The 23,521-nt window shown below is 62.9% G+C and carries 32 protein-coding genes and 1 tRNA gene; 11 read left to right on the top strand and 22 right to left on the bottom strand.

The window, feature by feature from the left end; genetic code table 11:
• Positions 1–28 precede the first annotated feature (28 nt).
• From rplO to NX775_RS17695, 21 genes are all read right to left on the bottom strand, one after another.
• Entirely contained in the window at positions 29–460 is a 432-nt protein-coding gene (rplO, locus tag NX775_RS17795) for a 50S ribosomal protein L15 (RefSeq protein WP_183554230.1), read from the bottom strand.
• 28 nt (positions 461–488) lie between these two features.
• Entirely contained in the window at positions 489–668 is a 180-nt protein-coding gene (rpmD, locus tag NX775_RS17790; RefSeq protein ID WP_123069947.1) for a 50S ribosomal protein L30, read from the bottom strand.
• A gap of 11 nt (positions 669–679) precedes the next feature.
• Positions 680–1,198, bottom strand: coding sequence for a 30S ribosomal protein S5 (gene rpsE, locus NX775_RS17785; protein ID WP_183554232.1), 519 nt, complete (start codon positions 1,196–1,198; stop codon positions 680–682).
• Positions 1,199–1,210: 12 nt separating this feature from the next.
• Positions 1,211–1,573: a 50S ribosomal protein L18 gene (gene rplR, locus NX775_RS17780; RefSeq protein WP_258837174.1), complete on the bottom strand. Its 363-nt coding sequence runs from the start codon at positions 1,571–1,573 to the stop codon at positions 1,211–1,213.
• Between the two features lie 11 nt (positions 1,574–1,584).
• A complete protein-coding gene (gene rplF, locus NX775_RS17775; RefSeq protein WP_183554236.1) occupies positions 1,585–2,118 on the bottom strand; it encodes a 50S ribosomal protein L6 in 534 nt (177 codons plus the stop codon).
• A gap of 10 nt (positions 2,119–2,128) precedes the next feature.
• The gene (gene rpsH / locus NX775_RS17770) at positions 2,129–2,524 is read right to left on the bottom strand and encodes a 30S ribosomal protein S8 (RefSeq protein WP_183554237.1); all 396 of its coding nucleotides are present in this window, start codon (positions 2,522–2,524) and stop codon (positions 2,129–2,131) included.
• 14 nt (positions 2,525–2,538) lie between these two features.
• Entirely contained in the window at positions 2,539–2,844 is a 306-nt protein-coding gene (gene rpsN, locus NX775_RS17765; protein WP_183554238.1) for a 30S ribosomal protein S14, read from the bottom strand.
• A gap of 5 nt (positions 2,845–2,849) precedes the next feature.
• The gene (gene rplE / locus NX775_RS17760; protein WP_123069942.1) at positions 2,850–3,389 is read right to left on the bottom strand and encodes a 50S ribosomal protein L5; all 540 of its coding nucleotides are present in this window, start codon (positions 3,387–3,389) and stop codon (positions 2,850–2,852) included.
• A gap of 6 nt (positions 3,390–3,395) precedes the next feature.
• Positions 3,396–3,710: a 50S ribosomal protein L24 gene (rplX, locus tag NX775_RS17755; RefSeq protein ID WP_171085179.1), complete on the bottom strand. Its 315-nt coding sequence runs from the start codon at positions 3,708–3,710 to the stop codon at positions 3,396–3,398.
• Between the two features lie 9 nt (positions 3,711–3,719).
• Positions 3,720–4,088 (bottom strand): 50S ribosomal protein L14, encoded by a 369-nt coding sequence (rplN, locus tag NX775_RS17750; protein WP_183554239.1) that lies wholly within the window; start codon positions 4,086–4,088, stop codon positions 3,720–3,722.
• Between the two features lie 234 nt (positions 4,089–4,322).
• A complete protein-coding gene (gene rpsQ / locus NX775_RS17745; RefSeq protein WP_183554240.1) occupies positions 4,323–4,595 on the bottom strand; it encodes a 30S ribosomal protein S17 in 273 nt (90 codons plus the stop codon).
• A complete protein-coding gene (gene rpmC / locus NX775_RS17740) occupies positions 4,592–4,783 on the bottom strand; it encodes a 50S ribosomal protein L29 (RefSeq protein ID WP_183554257.1) in 192 nt (63 codons plus the stop codon). Before rpmC ends, rpsQ begins: the two co-directional genes overlap by 4 nt.
• Before the next feature lie 12 nt (positions 4,784–4,795).
• Complete coding sequence (rplP, locus tag NX775_RS17735; RefSeq protein WP_145653055.1) at positions 4,796–5,215, bottom strand: 50S ribosomal protein L16; 420 nt, start codon at positions 5,213–5,215, stop codon at positions 4,796–4,798.
• Between the two features lie 2 nt (positions 5,216–5,217).
• Positions 5,218–6,060 carry a 30S ribosomal protein S3 gene (gene rpsC / locus NX775_RS17730; protein ID WP_183554260.1) on the bottom strand — a complete coding sequence of 281 codons (843 nt, stop codon included), beginning with the start codon at positions 6,058–6,060 and terminating at the stop codon, positions 5,218–5,220.
• Between the two features lie 11 nt (positions 6,061–6,071).
• Positions 6,072–6,404: a 50S ribosomal protein L22 gene (gene rplV / locus NX775_RS17725; RefSeq protein WP_183555278.1), complete on the bottom strand. Its 333-nt coding sequence runs from the start codon at positions 6,402–6,404 to the stop codon at positions 6,072–6,074.
• Positions 6,401–6,676: a 30S ribosomal protein S19 gene (rpsS, locus tag NX775_RS17720; protein WP_119811777.1), complete on the bottom strand. Its 276-nt coding sequence runs from the start codon at positions 6,674–6,676 to the stop codon at positions 6,401–6,403. Before rpsS ends, rplV begins: the two co-directional genes overlap by 4 nt.
• A gap of 9 nt (positions 6,677–6,685) precedes the next feature.
• Positions 6,686–7,513: a 50S ribosomal protein L2 gene (rplB, locus tag NX775_RS17715; protein ID WP_183554262.1), complete on the bottom strand. Its 828-nt coding sequence runs from the start codon at positions 7,511–7,513 to the stop codon at positions 6,686–6,688.
• The gene (rplW, locus tag NX775_RS17710) at positions 7,513–7,830 is read right to left on the bottom strand and encodes a 50S ribosomal protein L23 (RefSeq protein ID WP_183554264.1); all 318 of its coding nucleotides are present in this window, start codon (positions 7,828–7,830) and stop codon (positions 7,513–7,515) included. Before rplW ends, rplB begins: the two co-directional genes overlap by 1 nt.
• Positions 7,827–8,447, bottom strand: a complete 621-nt coding sequence (gene rplD, locus NX775_RS17705) for a 50S ribosomal protein L4 (protein WP_183554266.1) — start codon at positions 8,445–8,447, stop codon at positions 7,827–7,829. The genes rplW and rplD overlap by 4 nt, the downstream gene beginning before the upstream one ends.
• Positions 8,448–8,450: 3 nt before the next feature.
• The gene (gene rplC / locus NX775_RS17700; protein WP_183554268.1) at positions 8,451–9,107 is read right to left on the bottom strand and encodes a 50S ribosomal protein L3; all 657 of its coding nucleotides are present in this window, start codon (positions 9,105–9,107) and stop codon (positions 8,451–8,453) included.
• 276 nt (positions 9,108–9,383) lie between these two features.
• A tRNA-Val gene (locus NX775_RS17695) sits at positions 9,384–9,460 on the bottom strand.
• A 399-nt stretch (positions 9,461–9,859) separates the two neighbouring features.
• Between NX775_RS17695 and ggpS the strand changes: the two genes are divergently transcribed.
• From ggpS to NX775_RS17680, 3 genes are read left to right on the top strand one after another with little or no spacing between them, the layout of a single operon-like run.
• On the top strand, positions 9,860–12,178 hold the full coding sequence (ggpS, locus tag NX775_RS17690; RefSeq protein WP_258837173.1) for a glucosylglycerol-phosphate synthase: 2,319 nt from the start codon (positions 9,860–9,862) through the stop codon (positions 12,176–12,178).
• A gap of 1 nt (position 12,179) precedes the next feature.
• On the top strand, positions 12,180–13,295 hold the full coding sequence (locus tag NX775_RS17685) for a mechanosensitive ion channel family protein (RefSeq protein WP_258837172.1): 1,116 nt from the start codon (positions 12,180–12,182) through the stop codon (positions 13,293–13,295).
• 28 nt (positions 13,296–13,323) lie between these two features.
• On the top strand, positions 13,324–14,214 hold the full coding sequence (locus NX775_RS17680; RefSeq protein WP_258837171.1) for an AraC family transcriptional regulator: 891 nt from the start codon (positions 13,324–13,326) through the stop codon (positions 14,212–14,214).
• 12 nt (positions 14,215–14,226) lie between these two features.
• Here NX775_RS17680 and NX775_RS17675 read toward each other — a convergent pair whose 3' ends face one another.
• On the bottom strand, positions 14,227–14,982 hold the full coding sequence (locus tag NX775_RS17675) for an SDR family NAD(P)-dependent oxidoreductase (protein ID WP_258837170.1): 756 nt from the start codon (positions 14,980–14,982) through the stop codon (positions 14,227–14,229).
• 158 nt (positions 14,983–15,140) lie between these two features.
• On the opposite strand from NX775_RS17675, the gene NX775_RS17670 reads away from it, so the two are divergent.
• From NX775_RS17670 to NX775_RS17635, 8 genes are all read left to right on the top strand, one after another.
• Positions 15,141–16,274 carry an epoxide hydrolase family protein gene (locus NX775_RS17670; protein ID WP_258837169.1) on the top strand — a complete coding sequence of 378 codons (1,134 nt, stop codon included), beginning with the start codon at positions 15,141–15,143 and terminating at the stop codon, positions 16,272–16,274.
• 167 nt (positions 16,275–16,441) lie between these two features.
• Positions 16,442–17,017, top strand: coding sequence for a TerD family protein (locus tag NX775_RS17665; protein WP_183554281.1), 576 nt, complete (start codon positions 16,442–16,444; stop codon positions 17,015–17,017).
• 85 nt (positions 17,018–17,102) lie between these two features.
• Positions 17,103–18,122, top strand: a complete 1,020-nt coding sequence (locus tag NX775_RS17660; RefSeq protein ID WP_258837168.1) for an ATP-grasp domain-containing protein — start codon at positions 17,103–17,105, stop codon at positions 18,120–18,122.
• Complete coding sequence (locus NX775_RS17655) at positions 18,119–19,297, top strand: phosphoribosyltransferase domain-containing protein (protein ID WP_307732289.1); 1,179 nt, start codon at positions 18,119–18,121, stop codon at positions 19,295–19,297. The genes NX775_RS17660 and NX775_RS17655 overlap by 4 nt, the downstream gene beginning before the upstream one ends.
• Positions 19,275–20,039 (top strand): HAD hydrolase family protein, encoded by a 765-nt coding sequence (locus NX775_RS17650; RefSeq protein WP_258837167.1) that lies wholly within the window; start codon positions 19,275–19,277, stop codon positions 20,037–20,039. The genes NX775_RS17655 and NX775_RS17650 overlap by 23 nt, the downstream gene beginning before the upstream one ends.
• Positions 20,036–21,127, top strand: a complete 1,092-nt coding sequence (locus tag NX775_RS17645; RefSeq protein WP_343828430.1) for a cysteine protease StiP family protein — start codon at positions 20,036–20,038, stop codon at positions 21,125–21,127. The genes NX775_RS17650 and NX775_RS17645 overlap by 4 nt, the downstream gene beginning before the upstream one ends.
• A complete protein-coding gene (locus tag NX775_RS17640; protein WP_258837166.1) occupies positions 21,120–22,037 on the top strand; it encodes an HpcH/HpaI aldolase/citrate lyase family protein in 918 nt (305 codons plus the stop codon). The genes NX775_RS17645 and NX775_RS17640 overlap by 8 nt, the downstream gene beginning before the upstream one ends.
• Entirely contained in the window at positions 22,034–23,374 is a 1,341-nt protein-coding gene (locus NX775_RS17635; protein WP_307732288.1) for a TerD family protein, read from the top strand. The genes NX775_RS17640 and NX775_RS17635 overlap by 4 nt, the downstream gene beginning before the upstream one ends.
• The last annotated feature ends 147 nt before the right edge of the window (positions 23,375–23,521 follow it).

The following is a 23,521-nucleotide window of genomic DNA, read 5'->3' as shown; positions in this document are numbered from 1 at the left end:
TTTTTGCTCCGATCAGGCAGCGATCGCTTTACGCGACCGAGCCGCCAGCTGCTTCGATTGCCGCTTTAGCGCCGGCGCTCACTTTCAGGCCTTTGAGGTTCACCGCTTTGGTGATCTCGCCGGACAGGATGACGCGCACGTCACGTGCCAGAACCGACAGGACGCCAGCCGCTTTGAGCACCAGGATGTCGACTTCGCCGACGGCCAGGTTGTTCAAATCGGACAGACGCACTTCAGCCTTGAACGTTGCGTTCAGCGATTTGAAACCACGCTTTGGCAGACGACGCTGCAGAGGCATTTGACCGCCTTCGAAGCCGACTTTGTGGAAGCCGCCCGAACGCGACTTTTGACCCTTGTGACCACGGCCGGCAGTTTTGCCGATGCCGGAGCCGATACCGCGGCCGACGCGACGCTTGTAGTGCTTGGCGCCGTCAGCTGGTTGAATGGTATTGAGTTCCATTGATTTCTCCGTTCGCAAGCCCGAGGGCTTACGAAACCACTTTCACGAGGTACGATACTTTGTTGATCATGCCACGCACGGACGGGGTGTCTTGCAACTCGGAGACCGAGTTGACGCGACGCAGACCCAGACCGCGCACGGTGGCACGGTGATCCTGACGGGTACCGATCAGGCCCTTGACGAGCTGAACTTTAACGGTGTTAGCCATGTGATTTCCCCTTAACCCAGGATGTCTTCGACCGACTTGCCACGCTTGGCGGCGATGTCGGAAGCAGTGCTCATTTTCGACAGACCGTCGAGAGTTGCGCGCACCAGGTTGTATGGATTCGACGAGCCGGTCGATTTAGCGACCACGTCCGTCACGCCCATCACTTCGAAGATAGCGCGCATTGCGCCACCAGCGATCACGCCGGTACCAGGCTTAGCTGGCATCATCATGACGCGCGAGGCGCCGTGACGACCGGACACGGTGTGATGCAGGGTACCGTTCTTGAGTGGCACCTTGATCAGGTTGCGGCGGGCTTCTTCCATCGCTTTTTGCACGCCGACTGGAACTTCCTTCGACTTGCCTTTGCCCATGCCGATGCGGCCATCGCCGTCACCGACAACGGTCAGCGCTGCAAAACCCATGATACGACCACCCTTGACCACTTTGGTCACGCGGTTGATCGCGATCATTTTCTCGCGCATGCCATCATCCGGCTTGTCGCTTGCCATTTTCGCTTGCATTTTTGCCATGACGATTCTTCCTTAGAACTTCAGACCGGCTTCACGCGCGGCTTCCGCCAGCGCCTTCACCCGACCGTGGTAACGGAAACCGGAGCGATCGAACGCAACTTCGGTGATTCCTGCTTGCAGTGCTTTTTCTGCGACGCGCTTGCCGACCAGAGCGGCTGCTGCAGCGTTGCCGCCGGCGCCAGTCTGACCTGCCAGCTCGGCGCGCACTTCAGCTTCCAGAGTCGAAGCCGACACCAGTACTTTTGCGTCCGGGCTGATCAGGTTCGCATAGATATGCAGGTTGGTGCGATGAACCGACAAACGGTTCACGCCCAGCTGCGAGATCTTGATGCGGGTCTGACGTCCACGACGCAGACGTGATTCTTTCTTGTCCATGTCAGCTCCGATTATTTCTTCTTGGTTTCTTTAAGCTTCACCACTTCGTCCGAATAACGGACACCCTTGCCTTTGTAAGGCTCAGGCGAGCGGTAAGCGCGAACTTCAGCGGCAACCTGGCCGACCTTTTGACGATCGATACCCTTGATCAGGATCTCGGTCGGGGTCGGAGTTGCTGCAGTAACGCCTTCCGGCATTGCGTGCAGCACCGGGTGCGAGAAGCCCAGGGACAGGTTCAGGGCGTTGCCCTGCACTGCTGCCTTGTAGCCCACGCCGACCAGGTTCAGCTTCTTCTCGAAGCCCTTGGTCACGCCGGTTACCATGTTGTTGACCAGAGCACGCAGGGTGCCGGACATGGCGTTCGATTCACGCGAATCATCGACTACGTCGAAGGTCAGCGTGCCATTGTTGTTTTCCACTTTGACCAGGCCGTTCAGGGCCTGGGTCAGGGAGCCCAGCGGGCCCTTGACGGTGATCGACGACGCGTTGATCGCGACTTCGGCACCGGCAGGGACGGCGATAGGCATCTTAGCTACTCGAGACATCGTCTACTCCTTAAGCCACGTAGCAAATCACTTCGCCACCGACACCGGTAGCGCGCGCTTTGCGATCAGTCATGACGCCTTGCGGAGTCGACACGATTGCCACGCCCAGGCCGTTCATGACGGTTGGAATCTCGTCTTTACCTTTGTAGATACGCAGGCCTGGACGGGACACGCGCTCAAGGCGCTCGATGACCGGACGGCCAGTGTAATACTTCAAACCGATTTTCAGTTCCGCTTTACCACCTTCGGAGGTGACAGCGAAATCCTCAATGTAACCCTCGTCCTTCAGGACGTTGGCAATGGCAACCTTGACTTTTGACGACGGCATTGCGACCGTGGTTTTCTGAACAACTTGTGCGTTGCGAATGCGGGTCAGCATATCGGCGATAGGATCGCTCATACTCATTGCATATTCTCCTATTACCAGCTTGCTTTGGTCATACCAGGAATTTCGCCCTTCATGGCGAATTCGCGGACTTTGGTACGTGCCAGACCGAATTTACGGAATGTGCCACGTGGACGGCCAGTGATGGCGCAGCGGTTACGCTGACGGGTCGGCGCCGAGTTGCGCGGCAGAGCCTGCAGCTTCAGACGCGCTTCGTAGCGTTCTTCTTCCGTCTTCGACTGGTCGTCGATGATCGCTTTAAGAGCGGCACGCTTCGGGGCGAATTTCTCCACCAGGTCTGCACGCTTCTTTTCGCGGTTAATCAGTGAAAGTTTTGCCATTGCTCTTAGTTCCTGAACGGGAATTTGAAGGCGGCGAGCAGCGCTTTGGCTTCTTCGTCGGTCTTAGCAGTCGTGGTGATCGAGATGTTCATGCCACGCAGTGCATCGATCTTGTCGTAGTCGATCTCTGGGAAGATGATCTGTTCCTTGACACCGATGTTGTAGTTGCCGCGACCATCGAACGATTTACCATTGACACCGCGGAAGTCACGCACGCGCGGCAGAGCCACGGTGATGAAACGGTCCAGGAATTCGTACATACGGGCGCCGCGCAGGGTCACCATCGTGCCGATCGGGTAGCCTTCGCGGATCTTGAAACCAGCGATTGCCTTGCGTGCCTTGGTGATCACTGGCTTCTGGCCGGCGATCTTCGTCAGGTCGCCAGTGGCGTGCTCGATGATCTTCTTGTCAGCGACTGCTTCCGACAGACCCATGTTCAGGGTGATCTTGGTCAGACGTGGCACTTCCATCACCGACTTGTAGCCGAATTTCTCGGTCAGCTCGGCGACGACTTTTTCTTTGTAAATTGCTTGGAGACGGGCCATTTATTCTTACCCCTTCACTACTTCGCCGCTCGACTTGAAGACGCGGACTTTTTTGCCGTCCTGGTCTTTGAAGCCAACGCGATCTGCCTTGCCGGTCGCTGCGTTGAACAGCGCGACATTCGACACGTGAATCGGCATTGTCTTGTCGACGATACCACCAGTAACACCGGTCATCGGGTTAGGCTTGGTCGCTTTTTTAGCGACGTTGACGCCTTCGACGATGACGTGTTCAGCGTCTACACGCTGTTGAACGACACCGCGCTTGCCCTTGTCTTTCCCGGCCAGAACGATGACTTCGTCGTTTTTACGAATCTTATCCATGTCGTATCCTTACAGAACTTCAGGTGCCAGCGACACGATCTTCATGAACTTTTCAGTGCGCAGCTCGCGCGTCACTGGTCCGAAGATACGGGTACCGATTGGCTCCAGCTTGGCGTTCAGCAGGACAGCGGCATTGCCGTCGAACTTGACCAGGGAACCATCCGGGCGACGCACACCTTTTGCGGTGCGCACAACCACGGCATTGTAAATTTCACCTTTTTTGACGCGACCACGTGGGGCTGCGACTTTAACGGTGACCTTGATGATGTCGCCAATGCTCGCGTAACGGCGCTTTGAGCCGCCCAACACCTTGATGCACAGAACTTCCTTTGCACCCGTGTTGTCGGCTACTTCGAGCCGGCTTTCGGTTTGAATCATAGTATTTTCTTTCCCAACTTAAGCCGAAGAAACCCCACAATTTGTGGGCCTGCGGTCAGTCTTGGTCCCGCCGTAACGCCCCTGCTGGAGCACCACGATTGGGTGATTGGACTTTCCAATAACGCTCTTCGTTACAGGCCGCACTTGCCGAGGGGGACAAACTGCGGCAACACATGAACGAAGCCCGCTAGTATCTCAGATACCAGCGGGCCACGCAAGACAATTTTTTAAAGCTTAGAGGACTGGTGCTACCAACAGCACCTGGGTGACCGTCCAGGCTTTCGTCTTCGAGATCGGGCGACCTTCTGCGATCTCGACGGTGTCGCCAATTTTCGCTTCGTTCGCTTCGTCGTGCGCGTGATACTTGTTCGAGCGCACGATGATCTTGCCGTACAGCGGATGCTTGACGTGACGTTCGATCAGTACGGTTACCGTCTTGTCCATTTTGTCGGACACGACTTTACCGACCAGCGTACGCTTCAGCGCCGTTTTAGTGGTGTCGTTCATTTGGCTTCCTTCGTGTTCATCACAGTCTTCACACGCGCGATATCGCGACGTACTTTCTTGAGCTGCGAGGTATTCCCGAGCTGCTGGGTGGCGACTTGCATGCGCAGACCGAACTGGGCCTTGAGCAGCTCGTTCAGCTCCTTCTGCAGCGCGTCCTGGTCCTTGCCGCGGAGTTCCGATGCTTTCATATACAACTCCTGTTATTGACCGACCTGGCGAACCACGAACGTGGTAGCCAGTGGCAGTTTGGCAGCGGCCAGGCGGAATGCTTCGCGCGCCAGGGTTTCATCAACGCCGTCCATCTCATACAGGACTTTGCCTGGCTGGATTTCAGCGACGTAGTATTCCGGGTTACCTTTACCGTTACCCATACGAACTTCAGCTGGCTTGTTCGAAATCGGCTTGTCCGGGAAGATACGGATCCAGATACGACCGCCACGCTTGATGTGACGGGTCATGGCGCGACGTGCCGCCTCGATCTGACGTGCAGTGATACGGCCGCGGGCAACTGCCTTCAGACCGAATTCACCGAACGAGACCGCGGTGCCGCGGGTGTGCGAAATGCCGGTGTTACGGCCTTTCTGCTCTTTACGATACTTCCTGCGCGATGGTTGCAGCATGCTTATTCTCCTGCTTTCTCAGCTGGGGCAGCAGCAGGTGCAGCGGCAGCCGGGGTCGCCAGCTTGACAGCTGGACGAGCGCGGACAACTGGTGCTGCAGTGGCTGGACGTGCGCCGCCTGCTGGGCGTGGGCCGCGCGATGGCTTGCCATCGTCACGACGTGGGCCGCGTGGCTTCTTGTCGTCCGGCGGGGTGTCGATGACTGGTGCTTCGCCGGTGACCGAACGGTCGCCCTTGTAGACCCAGACCTTGACGCCGATGATGCCGTACGTGGTCGATGCTTCGCTGGTGCCGTAGTCGATATCGGCGCGCAGGGTGTGAAGTGGCACGCGACCTTCGCGGTACCATTCGGTACGTGCGATTTCGATGCCGTTCAGGCGACCCGACGACATGATCTTGATGCCGACAGCGCCCAGACGCATTGCATTTTGCATCGCGCGCTTCATTGCACGACGGAACATGATGCGCTTTTCGAGCTGTTGCGAGATCGAATCGGCGATCAGCTGCGAATCGATCTCAGGCTTGCGGATCTCTTCGATATTGACGTGCACTGGCACGCCCATGATCTTCGCCAGCGACGACTTCAGCACTTCGATGTCTTCGCCTTTTTTACCAATCACGACACCAGGACGCGACGAGTAAATGGTGAAACGCGCATTCTTGGCAGGACGCTCGATGACGATGCGACCGACCGAAGCGTTCTTCAGCTTCTTTTTCAGGAAAGCGCGTGCTTCCAGGTCTTCCAGCAGCATGGCTGCGAAGTTGCCGTTACCAGCATACCAACGCGACGACCAGTTACGGGTGACCGCCAGGCGGAAGCCGGTTGGGTGGATTTTCTGACCCATTCTGTGACTCCTTAGTTACCGACAGTCACGTAAATGTGACAGGATTGTTTAGAAATACGATCGCCGCGGCCTTTTGCACGTGCCGTGAAACGCTTCAGGATCGGGCCCTTTTCGACATAGATCTGAACGATTTTCAGTTCGTCGATGTCCGCGCCATCATTGTGTTCCGCGTTGGCGATAGCCGACTCGAGAACCTTCTTGATGATCGTCGCGCCCTTTTTTGGGCTGAATTGCAGAATGTTGAGTGCTGCGTCAACTTTCTTGCCGCGGATCAGATCGGCCACCAGGCGGCCTTTTTGTTCCGACAGGCGCACGCCTTTGAGGATAGCTTTAGTTTCCATTATTTTTTCGCCTTCTTGTCAGCGGCGTGGCCCTTGAACGTACGGGTCAGCGCGAACTCGCCGAGCTTGTGGCCGACCATGTTCTCCGACACATACACAGGAACGTGCAGCTTGCCGTTGTGAACAGCGATCGTCAGACCGATGAAGTCTGGGGAGATCGTCGAGCGGCGCGACCAGGTTTTGACTGGCTTTTTGTCTTTGTTCGCTTGCGCGGCTTCGACTTTTTTCACCAGGTGGGCGTCAATAAACGGCCCTTTTTTCAATGAACGAGTCATTTTTTATCCTTATTTCTTGCCGCGGCGCGAAACGATCATCGACGAAGTACGCTTGTTCGAACGCGTCTTCTTACCCTTGGTCTGCTGGCCCCATGGGGACACTGGGTGACGACCGGCTGCAGTTTTACCTTCACCACCACCGTGCGGGTGATCGACAGGGTTCATGACCACACCGCGAACGGTTGGACGAACACCACGCCAGCGCATCGCGCCAGCTTTACCGATCTTGCGCAGGCTATGCTCGGCATTGCCGACTTCGCCAATGGTAGCGCGGCACTCGATGTGCACGCGACGGACTTCACCCGAGCGCAGGCGGACCTGAGCGTAGGTGCCTTCACGTGCCATCAGCACGACGCCGGCGCCGGCGGTACGGGCCATCTGGGCACCCTTACCTGGCAGCATTTCGACGCAGTTCATGATGGTACCGACTGGGATGTTGCGGATCGGCAGGCAGTTACCGGCCTTGATCGGCGCTTCCGAGCCATTCATGATGCTATCGCCGACAGCCATGTTCTTGGTGGCGATGACATACTGACGCTCACCGTCCGCGTAGCACAGCAGTGCAATGTGCGCGGTACGGTTCGGGTCGTATTCGATACGCTCGACCTTGGCAGGGATGCCGTCCTTCTGGCGCTTGAAGTCGACCAGACGGTAATGCTGCTTGTGACCGCCGCCCATGTGACGGGTGGTGATGTGACCGTTGTTGTTACGGCCGGCAGTTTTCGATTTCTTTTCAACCAGGGCTGCGAATGGACGACCTTTGTACAGGCCTTCAGTCACAACTTTCACCATGCCGCGACGGCCTGGGGAGGTTGGCTTCATCTTAACGAGTGCCATTATTTAGCCTCCTCGACAAAATTGATTTCCTGGCCTGGCTTCAGGCACACGAAAGCACGCTTGGTGTGGTTGCGACGACCGTTGAAACGGCCCGAACGCTTCTGCTTGCCTTCACGGTTCAACGTCTGGACCGATTCGACCTCGACTTTGAACAGCAGTTCGACAGCAGCCTTGATTTCTGGCTTGGTCGCGTCAGGCATGACCTTGAACACGATCTGCTCGTTCTTTTCCGCGACGAAGGTAGCCTTCTCGGAAATGATCGGAGCCAGCAGCACCTTCATCAGACGCTCTTCGCTAAATTTGATTGCGGCGCTCATGCGTACATCTCCTCGATCTTGGCCAGAGCAGCTTTCGTGACCAGGATTTTCTTGTAGAACACCAGCGACATCGGGTCAGCGTGCTTAGGCTCAACGACCAGAACGTGCGGCAGATTGCGCGATGCCAGCTCGAGGTTTTCATCGATGGTATCGGTGATCACCAGGACCGAGTCCAGACCCATGCCCAGCAGTTTCTGCGACAGCAGCTTGGTCTTTGGTGCTTCGATCGACAGGTTCTCGACGACACTCAGACGGCCTTCGCGGGCCAGTTGCGAGAAGATCGAGCAGATACCTGCGCGGAACATCTTCTTGTTAACTTTGTGCGTGAAGTTTTCTTCTGGGCTGTTCGGGAAGATACGACCACCGCCGCGCCACAGTGGCGACGACGACATACCAGCACGAGCGCGGCCGGTACCTTTTTGGCGCCATGGCTTCTTGGTCGTGTGGTGGACTTCTTCACGATCTTTCTGCTTGCGGTTACCGCCACGTGCGTTAGCAGCGTAGGCGACGACGACTTGGTGAATCAGGGCTTCGTTGTATTCACGACCGAACACTTCATCGGCGGCTGCAACATTGGCGCCGTCTTGACCTTGCTCATTCAGGAGCTTCAGTTCCATGGCTTACGCTCCTTTCTTGAGTTTGGTTTTAACAGCAGGCTTGACGACCACTTGGCCGTTCTTCGCGCCAGGTACGGCACCTTTGATCAGCAGCAGCTGACGTTCGGTGTCGATGCGAGCAACTTCCAGGTTCTGGGTGGTGACGGTGACGTCGCCCATGTGACCGGTCATGCGCTTGCCTGGGAACACGCGGCCTGGATCCTGGGCCATACCGATCGAGCCAGGAACATTGTGCGAACGCGAGTTACCGTGGGTAGCACGGCCCGATGCGAAGTTGTGACGCTTGATGGTACCGGCGTAGCCTTTACCGATCGAGGTGCCTTGCACGTCGATTTTCTGGCCCACTTCGAACAGCGAAGCATCGATGGTGTCACCGGCTTTGAGTTCGGCGGCTTTGGTGGAATCGATGCGGAATTCTTTCAGCATCGTACCGGCTTCGACGCCAGCTTTGGCGTAGTGACCGGCAGCGGCTTTCGTCACGCGCGAAGCACGACGTTGACCGTAGACGACCTGAACTGCGGTGTAGCCATCAGTTTCAGGGGTTTTGATTTGTGCGACACGGTTGTTCGACACATCCAGCACGGTGACAGGGATTGAATCACCCTCGTCCGTGAAGATACGCATCATGCCAACCTTGCGACCGAGAAGGCCCAAGCTCATTTTTTCTCCATTCCCACCTACGATTGGGCGGGGGTAGTTGAACTACTAAATAATACGGGCAATAAAAGACGCACCCGTACCGAAGCCGGCTAGTATAGCGCGCAAACGGCAACGGCGCAACAGGAAAAATCGGCATCGAGACCGGTCCTGTTGCGCTTTTCGCAGTATCTGGAGAATGAAGAATCCGTTCGAGCTGAACGGCACAGACAGGCACAGCATCGTGCGCCTTGTCTCTACAGGCATCAACCATTGCTGGGAGCCTGCGACTTGAATTTCTGGTGGGCGGTGCAGGATTCGAACCTGCGACCCCTTGGATGTCGACCAAGTATTCTAACCAACTGAACTAACCGCCCGGGGAGCCGAATTATACGAGGCATGCTGGAACTTTTGCAATAGCTTTTTTCGGTGTTTCAACTTTCGGCAGAAGATTGGCATCGCCGGAGGCCAGCGGCCGAGGCGAATCGCCGGTTGTGCCTGCCCCATCAAAATGTTATTGTACAAATGTATTTCGAGGACGGGCTTCGTCGTGCGCACCTGGCGCACGTGGTCTCCGGCACCCATGCCGGCGCTGCCCTTTCTTCTCCGCCCGGCGGCCCCTGTCGAACGCGCACTTCTTCGTACAACAAAGCGCGCTTCGCGCCATCCGCCTTTCCCCGGCCCGCGCGCCTCCCCGGCGACTTCGCGGGCCCCGACCTGCGCCGTCAGTCCACCCCTGGTCTGCTGGCGGACGCATTGCTGCAAGGATGTACAACATGACTGTCATTGATACACGACGCTGGCCCCGCCTGCTCGACCCTTCCCGCCTTGTCCTCGCTACCGATCTCGACGGCACGCTGCTGGCTGGCACCCATGAGGCGCGGCGCCGCATCCGCGAACTGTTCTCCGGCGCCCTGCCCGGCGCCAAGCTGGTCTTCGTCACTGGCCGCGGCCTGGAAACCGTCATTCCGCTGCTGAGCGATCCGACTGTCCCGCGCCCCCATTACATCATCGCCGACGTCGGCGCGACAATCGTCGACGCCGACCTGCGCCCGGTCGAGCCGCTCGCGCACGAGATCGCCGCCACCTGGCCCGGCACCCATGAAGTGCTGCGCGCGCTGAGCGGCTTCCCGCAACTGGTGCGCCAGCTCGTGCCGCAGGAGCGGCGCTGTTCGTTCTATGCGACCGAGTCCGCCATCACGCCGGAACTGCGCGCGGCGGTCGATGCCCTCGGGTGCGATCTGCTGTTCTCGGCCGGGCAGTACCTGGACGTGCTGCCGCGCGGCGTCGGCAAGGGCGCCGCCGTGCGCCGCCTGGCCGAGGTGGCCGGGTTCGATCCGGCCCATATCCTGGTGGCGGGCGACACGCTGAATGACCTGTCGATGTTCGAGGCGGGCTTTCGCGGCGTGGTCGTGGGCGCCGCCGAACCGGCACTGGTCGAAGCCGTGCGCAAGTCGCCGCGCGTGGTGGTGGCCGATGCCGCCGGCTGCGGCGGCATCCTCGAAGCACTTAGCCGCCATGGCCTGCGCTTCGATGGCGACGACAGCCCTGCCCCCGCTCCAGCCTGCGGCGACGCCGAGCTGGTGATGGTGTATCACCGTCTGCCCTACGACGAAGTGGTCGAGGATGGCGTGACGTACGCGCGGCGCCCGAAAAGCCCGAACGGCATCATGCCCACGCTGCTGAGCTTTTTCGCAGGGGGACGCAAGGGCTCGTGGGTCGCCTGGTCGCAGCAGAACAGTCGCAACCCGGCCGGCTTCGTCCCGCATGTCGCCGTCGATGCGGCGCGCTATCCGCACCTGAAAGCAGCCCGCATCGCGCTCACGCCGGACGATATCGACCAGTTCTACAAGAAGTTCTCGAAAGAGGCGTTCTGGCCGATCATCTTTTCGTTCCCCGACAAAGCCGTGTTCCGCCAGGACCACTGGGAACGCTACCTCGAGATCAACCGCCTGTTCGCCGAGCAGACCGCGCGCGAAGCGGCGTACGGCGCCACCACCTGGATCCACGACTACAACCTGTGGATGGTGCCGGCCTTCCTGCGCCCGCTGCGCCCCGACCTGAAGATTGCGTTCTTCCACCACACGGCGTTCCCGTCGAGCGACGTCTTCAACATCCTGCCATGGCGGCGCGACATCATCGGCAGCCTGCTGCAATGCGACTACGTGGGCTTTCATATTCCGCGCTACGTCGAGAACTTCGTCGACGCCGCCCGTTCCTGCGCGCCGGTGCAGGTCGTCGACGGCGTGGGCTGCGCGCCGCGCTTCCTGACCTTCGGCTGCGCGCTGGGGGTCGATCACATGACCACCGCGCTCGAGGTGAATGGCCGCCAGGTCGCGCTGGGCGCGCACCCGGTCGGCACCAACACGGACCTGATCGACACGCTGGTGCAAACCGACGCCGTGCAGCAGCAGATTGCGGAGATCGACGCCTACCTGGACGGCAAGACCGGGATCGTCTCGATCGAGCGTCTCGACTACGTGAAAGGCTCGCTGGAAAAGCTGCAAGCCTATGAACGCATGCTCGAACAGCACCCGGAGCTGTTGGGCAAGGTCACGCTGCTGAACATCATCACGCCGGCCGCCAGCGGCATGGACATCTACGACAGCCTGCGCGAAGACCTGGACCGCATCGTCGGGCGCATCAACGGGCGCTTCTCCACGATGGACTGGGTGCCGGTACGCTACTTCTACCGCAGCCTGCCGTTCGAGCAGGTTGTGGCCCACTACGCCGCCTGCGACATCGCCTGGATCACGCCGCTGCGCGATGGCCTGAATCTGGTGGCCAAGGAATACGTCGCCACCCGCCATGCAACGGGCCGGCCCGGCACGCTGGTGCTGTCCGAGTTTGCTGGCGCCGCCGTCGAGCTGCACGGCGCGCTCCTGGTCAACCCGTACGACGCGAATGCGATGAGCGCGACGCTGTACGACGCGCTGACGATGGGCGCCGACGAGGTAGTGTACCGCGCCGGGCGCATGGCGGCGATCGTGCGCGGTCATGACGTGAAGCGCTGGGGCGACGACTTCCTGGCCGCGCTGGCGGCACTGCCGGCGCCGGGCGCCGAACAACCGATCGAAGAACGCGCTGCGGCCTGACATGAACTACATCATCCTTGCCAATCCCGTGGCCGACTGGCTGATCGCCCTGGCAGCCATGGTGGCTGTCACCATCGGCCTGGACGCCCTCAAGTCCATCATCGCGCGGCGCCTGGGCGCGGGGGCCACGCAGACCGAAACGGGCACGCCCGCGCTGCTGCACGACATCGCCGCCGCCACGCTGCGCTCGACGAAGCTGGTGGTGCTGGGCTTTGTCGGCCTGTATGTCGGCGCCAGCCTGCTGACCCTGCCCGCCAAAGCGGACCTGTTCATCGGCCGCTTCGCGATCACGGCGCTCTTGGTCCAGGTCGCGCTGTGGGGCGATACGGGCCTGCGCACCTGGCTGCGCGTCACGCGCGCGCAGCGCAGCAGCGAAGACCCCGACCGCGTCACCTCGTCGGCCGCCGTCACCTTTTTAGTACGCGTCGCCCTGTGGGCCATTGTCGCGCTGATGGTGCTCGACAACCTGGGCGTGAACATCACCACGCTCGTGGCCAGCCTGGGTATCGGCGGTATCGCCATCGCATTGGCGGTGCAGAGCATCCTGGGCGACCTGTTCGCGTCGCTCTCGATCGTGCTCGACAAACCGTTCGTCGTGGGCGACTTCATCATCGTCGACAAGATGCTCGGCACGGTCGAGAAGATCGGCCTGAAGACCACCCGCGTGCGCAGCCTGGGCGGCGAGCAGATCGTGTTTTCGAATAACGACCTGCTCAAGAGCCGTATCCAAAACCTGCGCCGGATGGCGTCGCGCCGCGTCGTGTTCGGGTTCGGCGTGTCGCACCGCACGCCGGAACCGATCCTGCGCGCGCTGCCGGCTCTGCTGGAAGAGATCGTACGCGCCCAGCCGCAGGTACGCTTCGACCGCGCCCACCTGAGCGGCCTGGCCGCGCCGAGCTTCAACTATGAAGTCGTGTACTACGTCGACAACACCGACTACACGATCTACATGGATATCCAACAAGAGATCTACCTGCGCATCGTGGCGCTGCTGCAGGCGCAGGACGTGGCGCTGGCCTTGCCGGTGCAGACCGTGCAGCTCACGCGTGAAGCGCGGCCGCACGACAGCGCCCAGGCGGGCAACGACGCCGATGCATCGCTCGGAAAGGCTGCCTGACGCGGGTTCGTCGCGCTACACTTGGCGCATGCACACGCCACTTCTCGCACGCGTCCTGCGCTACGCCGCCCACCAGGCCGACCGCGACGGGATCGCGCCCACGCCGATCGCCGGCCTGGTCGCGATCCGCGTGAACGAGCGCAGCGCTTTGACCAGCCAGATCGCCCGCCCGCTGGCCTGCCTGGTCCTGCAAGGCAGCAAAGAGGTCAGCACGGGCGGGCAAACGCTCACCTTCCATGCGGGCGATTCTCTCTTGATCATGGCCGACGTGCCCACCCTCAGCCAGATCACGCAGGCCAGCAGCGCGGCGCCCTATTGTTCACTGGTGCTCGACCTGAATCCCGCCGTGATTGCCGATCTGGCCACCGACATGGCCACGATCGAAGAAACCACCGGCGCGCCGGTGCGCAGCGCGCCGACCGATGCGCACCTGGCGGACACCGCCCTGCGCCTGATGGGATTGATCGAGCGGCCCGCCGCGCTGCCGGTGCTGCAGGCATCGCTCATACGTGAATTCCATTACTGGCTGCTGGCCGGCCGCCATGGCGCGGCAGTACGGCGTCTTGGCCTGCCCGACAGTCATGTGCGGCGTGTGGCGCGCGCCGTCGCGCTGCTGCGCACCGACTATGCGCGCCGGCTCCCGGTGGAGCAGCTGGCCGGCCTGGCCGGCATGAGTCCTTCCTCGTTTCACCAGCACTTTCGCGCGGTGACGTCACTCACGCCGCTGCAATTCCAGAAGCAGCTGCGCCTGATCGAGGCGCGCCGCCTGATGCTGGCCGACGGCGTCAACGCCAGTACGGCCGCCCATGCGGTCGGCTACGAGAGCGTGCAGCAATTCACGCGCGATTACGGGCGCATGTTCGGGCTCCCGCCGATGCGCGACGTGAGCGCCGCGCACGAGCGCCTGCACGCGGCCTGAGCTCAAGGCGCCTCAAATCGCCTGTCCACCCGAGACCTCAATGCGCTGGCCGTTGATCCAGCGATTGTCCTGCCCGAGCAAGCTGGCGATCATCGGCCCGATATCGTCCGGCACCCCTACCCGGCCCAGCGCCGTCATGCCGGCAAACACGCCATTCAGGTCCGGCGTGTCGCGCACCGCGCCACCGAGGAAATCCGTCTCGATCGCGCCGGGCGCCACGGTATTGACCGCGATGCCGCGCTCGCCCAGCTCCTTGGCGAGATAGAGGCTCAGGATCTCGACCGCGCCCTTGACGGCCGCATACGCACCAAAGCCCGGCAGCGAGACGCGCGTCAGGCCGGACGACAGGTTCACGATGCGCCCGCCGTCGGCCAGCAACGGCAGCAGCGCCTGGGTCAGGAAGAACACACCCTTGAAGTGGACGTCGACCAGATGGTCAAACTGCGCCTCGGTGGTGTCGGCGATGGGCGCCATGGCGCCGTGGCCGGCATTGTTGACGAGGTGATCGAACTGTTCGCGGCCCCAGGTAGTGGCCAGCGCCGCGCGCAGGCTGGCGGCAAACGCGGGAAAGCTGGCGACGTCGCCCACGTCGAGCTGCAGCGCCAGCGCCTGGCGGCCCAAAGCGCGCACCTCGTCGACCACGGCCAGGGCCTCGGCTTCGCGGCTCTGGTAGGTAATGATCACGTCGCCGCCGCGGCGGGCGATGTGCAGTGCGGTGTTGCGTCCCAGGCCGCGGCTGGCGCCGGTAACGAGAGCGATGGTGGTCATGATGGTGATTCCTTGTGTGTTGGAGAGAGCCACCAGTATGTGAGCCGCGCCGCCCGCGCCGTTGCCGGAAGCTGGCCGGTCTTTGCCTGATCCTCCAAATCGTGCGTCGACCCCAGGGCACCTTACAATCGGCACTACCTTCCCAGCTCCCGACCGCCATGCACATCGCACCGTTTCATATCGCCGTTCCCGAGGCCGACCTGGCCGATCTGCACGCGCGCCTGGCGCGTACCCGCCTCGCGCCAGCCATCGCCGGCCAGGGATCGAGCGAAGGCATCGATCCCGCCTTCCTGGCGCAGTTGCTGGCGCACTGGCGCGACGGCTTCGACTGGCGCACGGTCGAAGCGCGCTTGAATCGCCTGCCGCAGTACCGTGCACGCGTGCAGGACCACACCATCCACTTTGTCCACCAGCGCGGCGCCGGGCCCGATCCGATGCCGCTGGTGCTCACGCATGGCTGGCCCGGCTCGTTTCTCGAGATGGAAGCGATCATCCCGCTGCTGGCCGACCCGGGCGCGCACGGCGGCGATCCGCGCGACAGCTTCCACGTGGTGGCGCCGTCGCTGCCCGGCTTCGGCTATTCGTCGCAACCCACGCACAAGGGCATCGGCGCATTCGAAACCGCGGGCCTGTGGGCCGAACTGATGACGGGCCTGGGCTACCCGCGCTTCGGCGCGCAGGGCGGCGACATCGGCGCCGGCGTGAGCGCCTGGCTGGGCCAGCGCTTCCCGGAGCAGATCATCGGCATGCACCTGAACTACATCCCCGGTTCGTTCCGGCCACCGCTGGCCGAGGGCGAACAGCTGACGGACGACGAACAGGACTTCCTGCGCCGCGCTGCCGAGTTTCTGGACCGCGAAGGCGCCTACGCGCGGCTGCAGGGCACCAAGCCGCACACGCTGGCAGTTGGCCTGAACGATTCGCCGTCCGGCCTGGCCGCGTGGATCGCCGAAAAATTCCAGGCCTGGAGCGATGGCCCCATCGACCTCGACACACTGTTGGCCAATATCAGCCTGTACTGGTTCACGGGATCGATCGGGTCATCCTTTCGCATGTATGTCGAAGGCCGCGCGCGGCCCATGGCGCTGACAGCGCGCGTTGCGCCGCCGCTGGGCGTGGCCCTGTTCCCGTTCGAGCTGCCGATGCCGCCGCGCAGCTGGGTCGCACGCAGCTTCGATGTGCGGCAATGGAACACGATGCCGGCGGGCGGGCATTTCGCGGCGCTCGAGCAGCCTGCGATGCTGGCCGAAGAGATCCGCGCGTTCTTTCGCCCACTGCGTGCGCGGGCCTGACTTTTGTGGGCCCCAAGTACGTACATCCTCCTATGAAAAACGGTTGAAATCCGCGCGCCGTGGCCCCATGTACAATTGATAGCTTACCGCCTGTATTGGCGGCACCATCCCCGAGGTTCGCCAGTCCACCGGCGGCCAGTCAACCCTCAACGGAACAAGGAGTTCGTATGGCAATCAGTCTGCAAAAAGGCGGCAACGTCAACCTGAGCAAGGAAGCACCGGGCCTGACCAAGGTCATCATCGGCCTGGGCTGGGATCCCCGCTCGACCGACGGTTCCGCTTTCGATCTGGACGGCAGCGCCTTCCTGCTCAAGACCGACGCCAAAGTGCGCGGCGATACCGACTTCATCTTCTATAACAACCTGAAATCGACCGACGGTTCCGTGGTCCACGCAGGCGACAACACCACCGGCCAGGGCGAGGGCGACGACGAAAAGATCGCCGTTGAACTGAACCGCGTGCCGGCCGACATCGACAAGATCTCGTTCTGCGTCACCATCCACGATGCCGAGGCGCGCCGCCAGAGCTTCGGCCAGGTCAGCAAGGCGTACATCCGCTGCCTGAACGCCGCCGGTGAAACCGAGATCGCGCGCTATGACCTGTCCGAAGACAGCTCGACCGAAACCGCGATGATCTTCGGTGAACTGTACCGTCATGGCAGCGAATGGAAGTTCCGCGCCGTCGGCCAGGGCTTCAAGGGCGGCCTGGGTCCTCTGGCCCGCTCGTTCGGCGTCAACGTCTGAGTCGTTCGTCTCGCCGTTCGCCATGTAATCCCCCGGGCCCGCGCCACATGCGGGCCCTGTCTGCAACATCTTCAGGAAATAGCGCATGCGCGTTTGGTACAACAGGACTTTTTCGTCCGTCAATGCTGCGATCAAGCTGATTCGCGAGGCCGATACCGATGGCCGCTTTACGATCGTTCACAGCAACGCCAACCGCCATGCGCCCGCTGCGCGCCTGGCCCACGAATTCCATATCGAGCCGGTCGGCCTGAAAAGCGAGGCGTATATCGACTGGTGCCTGGCCTTCTGCCGCGAGCAAAAGATCGACATCTTCGTGCCGGGCCGTGAAGCCACGCTGCTGGCGTCCGAGCTGGGGCGCTTCGCCGAGATCGGCACGCGCGTGTTGTCGGCCGCGCCGCCGGCCGAACTAAAACGCATCCACGACAAGGCCGACTTCTACGCCGAAACCGTGCTGCCCGACGCGCCGGTTGCGGAATTTCGTGTCTTTGAAAACATCGCCCAATTCGACGCCGCCTGGGCCGAACTGCGTCCGCGCTACGCCAAGCTGTGCGTCAAGCCGTCGCATTCGATCTATGGCCTGGGCTTTGCCATCGTCGACGAAGCGCGCAGCAGCGCCGCGCTGCTGCTGGCCGGCGCCGAGTACCACGTCGGCTACGACGACCTGCGCCGCGGCCTGGCCGAGATGGGCGAATTTCGCACCATGCTCCTGATGGAGTTCCTCGAAGGCCCCGAATACAGCGTCGACTGCGTCGGCGACAACGGCCGCCTAGTGACCGCCGTCGTGCGCCGCAAACTGCCGCAGGCAGGCAGCGGCCAGCTGATCGACATGCGCCAGGACATCCTGGACGCCACCACGCGCCTGTGCGCCGACTACCGCCTGAACGGCGTGTTCAACGCCCAGTTCCGCGAAGGCGGCGGCCGTCCGCGCCTGTTGGAGATCAACCCGCGCATGTCGGGCGGGATCGCCATGGCCTGCCTGGCCGGCCCCAACCTGCCGTACATCGCGCTGCGCTGCTTTGCCGACGGTTTCGACAGCGTCACCGTGCCGCCGGTAGCCAACGGCATGCGCGTGGCCGAAGTCAGCGTCGCCACGGAACTGGCATGACCATGGCTGCGCCCTCCTCCACCCTGCAGCGCATCGAACTGCCCACCGGCACGCTCGAACTGCGCATCGACAGCGGCGCGGCCGAGGTCGACGACCTGCTCGGCTTTGCCGCGCGCGCCAACGCCAAGCGCGGGTTCCTTTTCTTGAGCAAGGTGCTGGGCAAGCACTGGCCGGCGTCGCCCTGCGCGATGCTGGCCGTGCACGAGCGCCTCGCGACCACGGTGCCGCCGGTCGATGGCCCGGTGCTCTTCATCGCCATGGCCGAAACCGCGATTGGCCTGGGCCAGGGCGTGTTCGAGGCCTGGCTGCGCGCGCATCCGGCGCAGCAGGCGCTGTTCCTGTACACCACGCGCTACCGCGTGGGCGCCGGGCCACTGATCGAATTCGCCGAGGCGCACAGCCACGCGCCGCGCCAGTTCCTGCACGAGCCCACCGATCCGGCGCTGCACGCGCTGTTCATGGCGGCGCGCACGGTCGTGATGGTCGACGATGAGGCCAGCACTGGCAATACCTTCGTCAACCTGGCCGCCGCCTGCCAGCGCCTGAACCCCGGCATCGAGCGCGTGCACCTGGCCACGATCACCAATTTCATGGGCCCGGCCGCCCCCGGCGAACTCGATGCGCGCTTTGGCCTGCCGGCCACCATCGGCGCGCTGGTCGACGGCCAGTTCACGTTTGCGCAAGGCCCGCTGCCGCCGGACCAGGGCGCGGCCCAGCGTTTCGAGCACGATGCCGACCGCGGCGCCAGCAGCGCGTTCGGCCGTCTTGGCATCGACCACGCCGTGCAAGCGCCGACCGCCCTGGCCACGTGCCTGGCCGGCGAGTTCACGCCTGGCAGCCGCGTGCTGGTGCTGGGCACCGGTGAATTCATGCACGCGTCCACACTGCTCGGCGCGGCCCTGCACGAGCGTGGCGTTGACGTGGTGGTGCAGTCGACGACCCGCTCGCCGATCCTGACCTGGGGCGCGGTGGGCCATGCCTTGACCTTCCCCGACAACTACGGCGAAGGCATTGCCAACTACCTGTACAACGTCGCACCCGGCCAGTACGACCATGTCCTGCTGTGCTTTGAAACTGCCCCCGGCCCCGCGCTGTTCGCGCTGGCCGATACCCTGCGCGCGCGCCTGTTCCACTTCCAGTCCGAGGACCACGTTGAAGAAGTTCCTGTTCGCTGACCTGGACGACACGCTGTTCCAGACCTTCGGCAAGTGCGGCACGCACCGGGATGCCCCCGATGCGCTGCAGCCTGCTGCGTACTACAAGGATGGCAGCATCTGTTCATACACCACCCCGGCCCAGCGCTCGTTTCTCGCGCTGCTGCAGGACGGGATGACGATGATCCCGACCACGGCGCGCGACCTCGATGGCCTGCGCCGCGTGCACCTGCCATTCAACAGTTACGCCGTCATCAACTACGGCGGCGTCGTGCTCGAACCGGGCGGCGCGGTCGACTGGCCCTTTCTGGAAGGCGTGCGCACGGCGATGCACACCGCGCTGCCCGGCCTGCTGGAACTGGCGGCCCACATCGACGCCCATGGTGAACGCACCGGCTACGCCGGCCGCGCGCGCATGATCGAAGATATCGGCACGCCGTTCTTCCTGGTCGTGAAAGACCCGGACAAGCTGAGCGAGCGCCTCGCGCCGCTCGAAGAACACGTGGTGCGGCCGTGGATTGCGGACGGAAACCGCGACTATGTCGTGCACCGCAACGGCAACAACCTGGCGATCCTGCCCAAGGCGCTGGACAAGGCCCATGCGGTCGCGCACATCACGGCGCGGCTGAAGGCCGAACACGGCGAGATCGTCACCTTCGGCATGGGCGACAGCCGCTCGGATGCGCGCTTCATGTCTGCCTGCGACTACGCGATCATCCCGCGCGGCACGCAGCTGGCCGGCGTCACCGTGGGGGCGCTGTGATCTCGCATGCCCCCTTCCCGGGCAGCTATCGCGCCGGTGACGTCGACTTTTTGCTGCGCCGCCTGCCGCAGCAGGACTTCGTCGACGTCGCCGAAAAGGAAGCGCTGATCCAGAGCGGACAGCGTCACTACAGCCAGATGCTGTCGCCGGAATCCGCACCGTCCGGGCGCTATATGCGCCTGTTCGACGCCGCCTGCGCCGCCAATAGCCCGCGCATGGCGCAGGACTGCCTGCGCCTGGCGGGCCTGATCGCAGAGCGCCGCGCGCAGCAGATCACGATCGTCTCGCTGGCGCGCGCCGGTACGCCGGTGGGCGTGGTCGTCACGCGCCTGCTGCGCGAGCGGTTCGGGCGCGACGCCGTGCATTACTGCGTGTCGATCGTGCGCGACCGCGGCATCGACGCGGCCGCCCTGCGCCACATACTGGCCCAGGGCCACGCGCCCGAATCGATCGTGTTCGTTGACGGCTGGACCGGCAAGGGCGTCATCGCGCGCGAACTGGCCGGCTCGGTCGACGCGTTCAACGTGCGCCACGGCGTGGCAATCGACACGGGCCTGTACGTGCTGTCGGATCTGGCCGGCGCGGCCGCCTGCGCCGCCTCGTGCGACGATTACCTGATCCCGTCGAGCATCCTGAATGCGACAGTGTCCGGTCTCGTGAGCCGCACCGTCATGCCCGACGATCTGGGCGCGGACGATTTCCATGGCTGTGTGTTCTATGCGGACTTTGCCGGCATCGACCGCTCGCAGACGTTCGCCGACGACCTGACCGCGCTGGCGCTGGCAGTGGATGTCGTCGAGACACCGCCAGTGGATGCACACGCGGCGTGCGCACGCTCGCAAGCCTATCTCGGCGCCGCGATGGAGCGCCATGGCGTGGCCGACATCAACCTCGTCAAGCCGGGCATCGGCGAAGCCACGCGTGTGCTGCTGCGGCGCGTGCCGCGCCTGCTGGTGCTGCGCAATGCGGATGCGCCGGATGTGGCGCACCTGGCCGCGCTGGCCGAAGAAAAACAGGTCCCGGTCGAGATCGACCCGAGCCTGCCCTACCACGCAGTATCCTTGATCAGGAGTGCATCCGATGGCTAAATCACTGGGCGCGTCGTTGTATGTGCCGGCCAATCACAAGGACCTGGCGGAGATCGCCAATGGCGACCTGATCCCGCAGGCGCGGTCACTGATCTTCTGCACCGAGGACGCGATCGCCGACCGGGAGCTGAGCTACTCGTTGTTCAACCTGTCGGTGGTGCTGGCCAATATGCGCGTGGATGTGGCGGCCGACCGCTTCGTCCGGGTGCGCAATACCGAAGTGCTGGAGCGCGTGCTGGCGATGCCGGGCGCCGACAAGCTCACCGGCTTCGTGCTGCCCAAGATCACCCGCCACAACTTCGACAACTACTACCGGCTGCTGCGCCACACCGAGCACGTGTTGATGCCGACGCTGGAAACGGCCGAAGCCTTTGACGACCAGGAGATGCAGGGACTGCGCGCGGTGCTCGAAGCGCCCGGCGTACGCCATCGCATCCTGGCGCTGCGCATCGGCGGCAACGATTTGCTGGCGCTGCTGGGCCTGCGCCGGCCGCGCGGCATGACGCTGTACCGCACGCCGCTCGGCCCCGTCATCTCGCGCTTGGTCACCACGTTCCGGCCCTACGGTTTCATGCTGACCGCGCCCGTGTTTGAATACCTGGATCTGCCCGAGCTGCTGGACCAGGAAGTTATCGAAGACCTGGCGCACGGCATGATCGGCAAAACCGCCATCCATCCGACCCAGATCGCACCGATCGAGCAGCACTTCAAGGTGTCGCCGCAAGACCTGGCGGTGGCGCGAGCGATTCTCGACCAGTCGGCACCGGCCGTGTTTCGCATGAACGACGCCATGTGCGAAGTCGCCACCCATCGCGCCTGGGCCGAACGCACGGTCGAGCAATCGCGCCTGTTCGGTTTCCACGGCGCCGAACTGGATCACAAACCATTCCTGGAAGGGGAACCCTCATGAACATGACCACCTATTCGCGCGGCCAGAAAGGCAAGCTGGCCGATCTGGGCAGCGGCCACGTCTTCAACGTCGACGTCGAGATTGCCGCCAACGGCGCCTCGGTCGATGTCTCCTGCTTCGGCCTGGACGCCAACGACAAACTGTCCGACGACCGCTACATGGTCTTCTACAACCAGCTGGCCAGCCCGGAGGGCGCGGTGCGCCTGAACCAGTCGCCGGGCCGCGCCAGCTTCGCCGTGAACCTCGACCAGCTGCCGGCATCGATCGCCAAGCTGGTATTCGTCGCCGCGATCGACGGCGCCGCCAGTATGCGCACGCTGGGCGCGAGCGCGCTCACGCTGGGCAGCGCGCTGCGCTTCCCATGGTCGGGCGCCGACTTCGGCGACGAGAAAGCCGTGATCGTGGCGGAGTTGTATCGTCGCGACGGCCAGTGGCGCTTCGGCGCGGTCGGCCAGGGTTTCAGCGGCGGCCTGTCGGCGCTGCTCGCGCACTTCGGTGGTGCCGAGGCGGGATCGTCATCGAAGCCTGCAACGCCAGCGCCGACGCCGATGTCGACGCCGGCACCTGCTCCCGTTGCGACACCAGCCGCGCCACGCGTCTCGCTGTCGAAAATCACGCTCGACAAGCGCGGCGACAAGGTCTCGCTCGACAAGCGCGCGGGCGGCGGCTATGGCCGCATCCACGTCAACCTGAACTGGAACCAGGCCGCGATCGCGCCGCCGCCGGCACCATCCACCCCGCCACCTGCTGCAGCGGCCAGGGGCGGCGGCTTCCTCGACCGCCTGACCAGCATGGCCGGCGACCTCGCGCACAAGGCCGGCGAGATGGCCAACAAGGCGCAAGCGTCACGCAAGGGCCGCACCGGCATCGATCTCGACCTGGGCTGCATGTATGAGCTGACGGATGGCCGCCGCGGCCTGGTGCAGGCACTGGGCAACACGTTCGGCGACTACGAGCGCGACCCGTTCATCAAGCTCGACGCTGACGACCGCACGGGCGCCGCCGCGAATGGCGAAAACCTGTTCATCAACGGCGAGCGCTTCGACCAGATCAAGCGCGCCGTGATCTTCTCGTTCATCTACGAAGGCGCGGCCAACTGGAGCGTGACCAACGGCGTGGTGACGATCACGGCCCCAGGCCAGGCGCCAGTGGAAGTCAAACTCGACGGCGGCGACCGCCAGATCATGTGCGCGATCGCGCTGATCGAAAACCGCGGCGGCCAGCTCGTCATCACCAAACTGGCCGAATACTTCCAGCAGCAAGGCACCACCAGCGCGCACGAGCTGATGGACCGCCACTTCGGCTTCGGCATGCGCTGGAAAACCGGCAGCAAATAAGCTGGCCATAACAAAGCCGGGGTCAGGTCTGACATTCGGACACGACCTCAGCTTTAGTGAATGTTGGACGAGTCGACGGGGCAAGTCGGCCCGCAAGCACGCATTTATTTCTGTTACCAGTCGACATAGGGTAGAGGTCGTGTCCAA

It is taken from the genome of Massilia aurea (assembly GCF_024753205.1).
Taxonomy (GTDB): domain Bacteria; phylum Pseudomonadota; class Gammaproteobacteria; order Burkholderiales; family Burkholderiaceae_D; genus Telluria; species Telluria aurea.
Note: the sequence above shows the minus strand (reverse complement) of the source record. Positions and strands in the feature narration are given on the sequence as shown.

What these genes read in the sequence shown, in the direction of transcription:
- rplO (WP_183554230.1), bottom strand. Translation starts at nt 460, where the DNA reads ATGGAACTCAATACCATTCAACCAGCTGACGGCGCCAAGCACTACAAG.
- rpmD (WP_123069947.1), bottom strand. Translation starts at nt 668, where the DNA reads ATGGCTAACACCGTTAAAGTTCAGCTCGTCAAGGGCCTGATCGGTACC.
- rpsE (WP_183554232.1), bottom strand. Translation starts at nt 1,198, where the DNA reads ATGGCAAAAATGCAAGCGAAAATGGCAAGCGACAAGCCGGATGATGGC.
- rplR (WP_258837174.1), bottom strand. Translation starts at nt 1,573, where the DNA reads ATGGACAAGAAAGAATCACGTCTGCGTCGTGGACGTCAGACCCGCATC.
- rplF (WP_183554236.1), bottom strand. Translation starts at nt 2,118, where the DNA reads ATGTCTCGAGTAGCTAAGATGCCTATCGCCGTCCCTGCCGGTGCCGAA.
- rpsH (WP_183554237.1), bottom strand. Translation starts at nt 2,524, where the DNA reads ATGAGTATGAGCGATCCTATCGCCGATATGCTGACCCGCATTCGCAAC.
- rpsN (WP_183554238.1), bottom strand. Translation starts at nt 2,844, where the DNA reads ATGGCAAAACTTTCACTGATTAACCGCGAAAAGAAGCGTGCAGACCTG.
- rplE (WP_123069942.1), bottom strand. Translation starts at nt 3,389, where the DNA reads ATGGCCCGTCTCCAAGCAATTTACAAAGAAAAAGTCGTCGCCGAGCTG.
- rplX (WP_171085179.1), bottom strand. Translation starts at nt 3,710, where the DNA reads ATGGATAAGATTCGTAAAAACGACGAAGTCATCGTTCTGGCCGGGAAA.
- rplN (WP_183554239.1), bottom strand. Translation starts at nt 4,088, where the DNA reads ATGATTCAAACCGAAAGCCGGCTCGAAGTAGCCGACAACACGGGTGCA.
- rpsQ (WP_183554240.1), bottom strand. Translation starts at nt 4,595, where the DNA reads ATGAACGACACCACTAAAACGGCGCTGAAGCGTACGCTGGTCGGTAAA.
- rpmC (WP_183554257.1), bottom strand. Translation starts at nt 4,783, where the DNA reads ATGAAAGCATCGGAACTCCGCGGCAAGGACCAGGACGCGCTGCAGAAG.
- rplP (WP_145653055.1), bottom strand. Translation starts at nt 5,215, where the DNA reads ATGCTGCAACCATCGCGCAGGAAGTATCGTAAAGAGCAGAAAGGCCGT.
- rpsC (WP_183554260.1), bottom strand. Translation starts at nt 6,060, where the DNA reads ATGGGTCAGAAAATCCACCCAACCGGCTTCCGCCTGGCGGTCACCCGT.
- rpsS (WP_119811777.1), bottom strand. Translation starts at nt 6,676, where the DNA reads ATGACTCGTTCATTGAAAAAAGGGCCGTTTATTGACGCCCACCTGGTG.
- rplB (WP_183554262.1), bottom strand. Translation starts at nt 7,513, where the DNA reads ATGGCACTCGTTAAGATGAAGCCAACCTCCCCAGGCCGTCGCGGCATG.
- rplW (WP_183554264.1), bottom strand. Translation starts at nt 7,830, where the DNA reads ATGAGCGCCGCAATCAAATTTAGCGAAGAGCGTCTGATGAAGGTGCTG.
- rplD (WP_183554266.1), bottom strand. Translation starts at nt 8,447, where the DNA reads ATGGAACTGAAGCTCCTGAATGAGCAAGGTCAAGACGGCGCCAATGTT.
- rplC (WP_183554268.1), bottom strand. Translation starts at nt 9,107, where the DNA reads ATGAGCTTGGGCCTTCTCGGTCGCAAGGTTGGCATGATGCGTATCTTC.
- ggpS (WP_258837173.1), top strand. Translation starts at nt 9,860, where the DNA reads ATGACTGTCATTGATACACGACGCTGGCCCCGCCTGCTCGACCCTTCC.
- NX775_RS17685 (WP_258837172.1), top strand. Translation starts at nt 12,180, where the DNA reads ATGAACTACATCATCCTTGCCAATCCCGTGGCCGACTGGCTGATCGCC.
- NX775_RS17680 (WP_258837171.1), top strand. Translation starts at nt 13,324, where the DNA reads ATGCACACGCCACTTCTCGCACGCGTCCTGCGCTACGCCGCCCACCAG.
- NX775_RS17675 (WP_258837170.1), bottom strand. Translation starts at nt 14,982, where the DNA reads ATGACCACCATCGCTCTCGTTACCGGCGCCAGCCGCGGCCTGGGACGC.
- NX775_RS17670 (WP_258837169.1), top strand. Translation starts at nt 15,141, where the DNA reads ATGCACATCGCACCGTTTCATATCGCCGTTCCCGAGGCCGACCTGGCC.
- NX775_RS17665 (WP_183554281.1), top strand. Translation starts at nt 16,442, where the DNA reads ATGGCAATCAGTCTGCAAAAAGGCGGCAACGTCAACCTGAGCAAGGAA.
- NX775_RS17660 (WP_258837168.1), top strand. Translation starts at nt 17,103, where the DNA reads ATGCGCGTTTGGTACAACAGGACTTTTTCGTCCGTCAATGCTGCGATC.
- NX775_RS17655 (WP_307732289.1), top strand. Translation starts at nt 18,119, where the DNA reads ATGACCATGGCTGCGCCCTCCTCCACCCTGCAGCGCATCGAACTGCCC.
- NX775_RS17640 (WP_258837166.1), top strand. Translation starts at nt 21,120, where the DNA reads ATGGCTAAATCACTGGGCGCGTCGTTGTATGTGCCGGCCAATCACAAG.
- NX775_RS17635 (WP_307732288.1), top strand. Translation starts at nt 22,034, where the DNA reads ATGAACATGACCACCTATTCGCGCGGCCAGAAAGGCAAGCTGGCCGAT.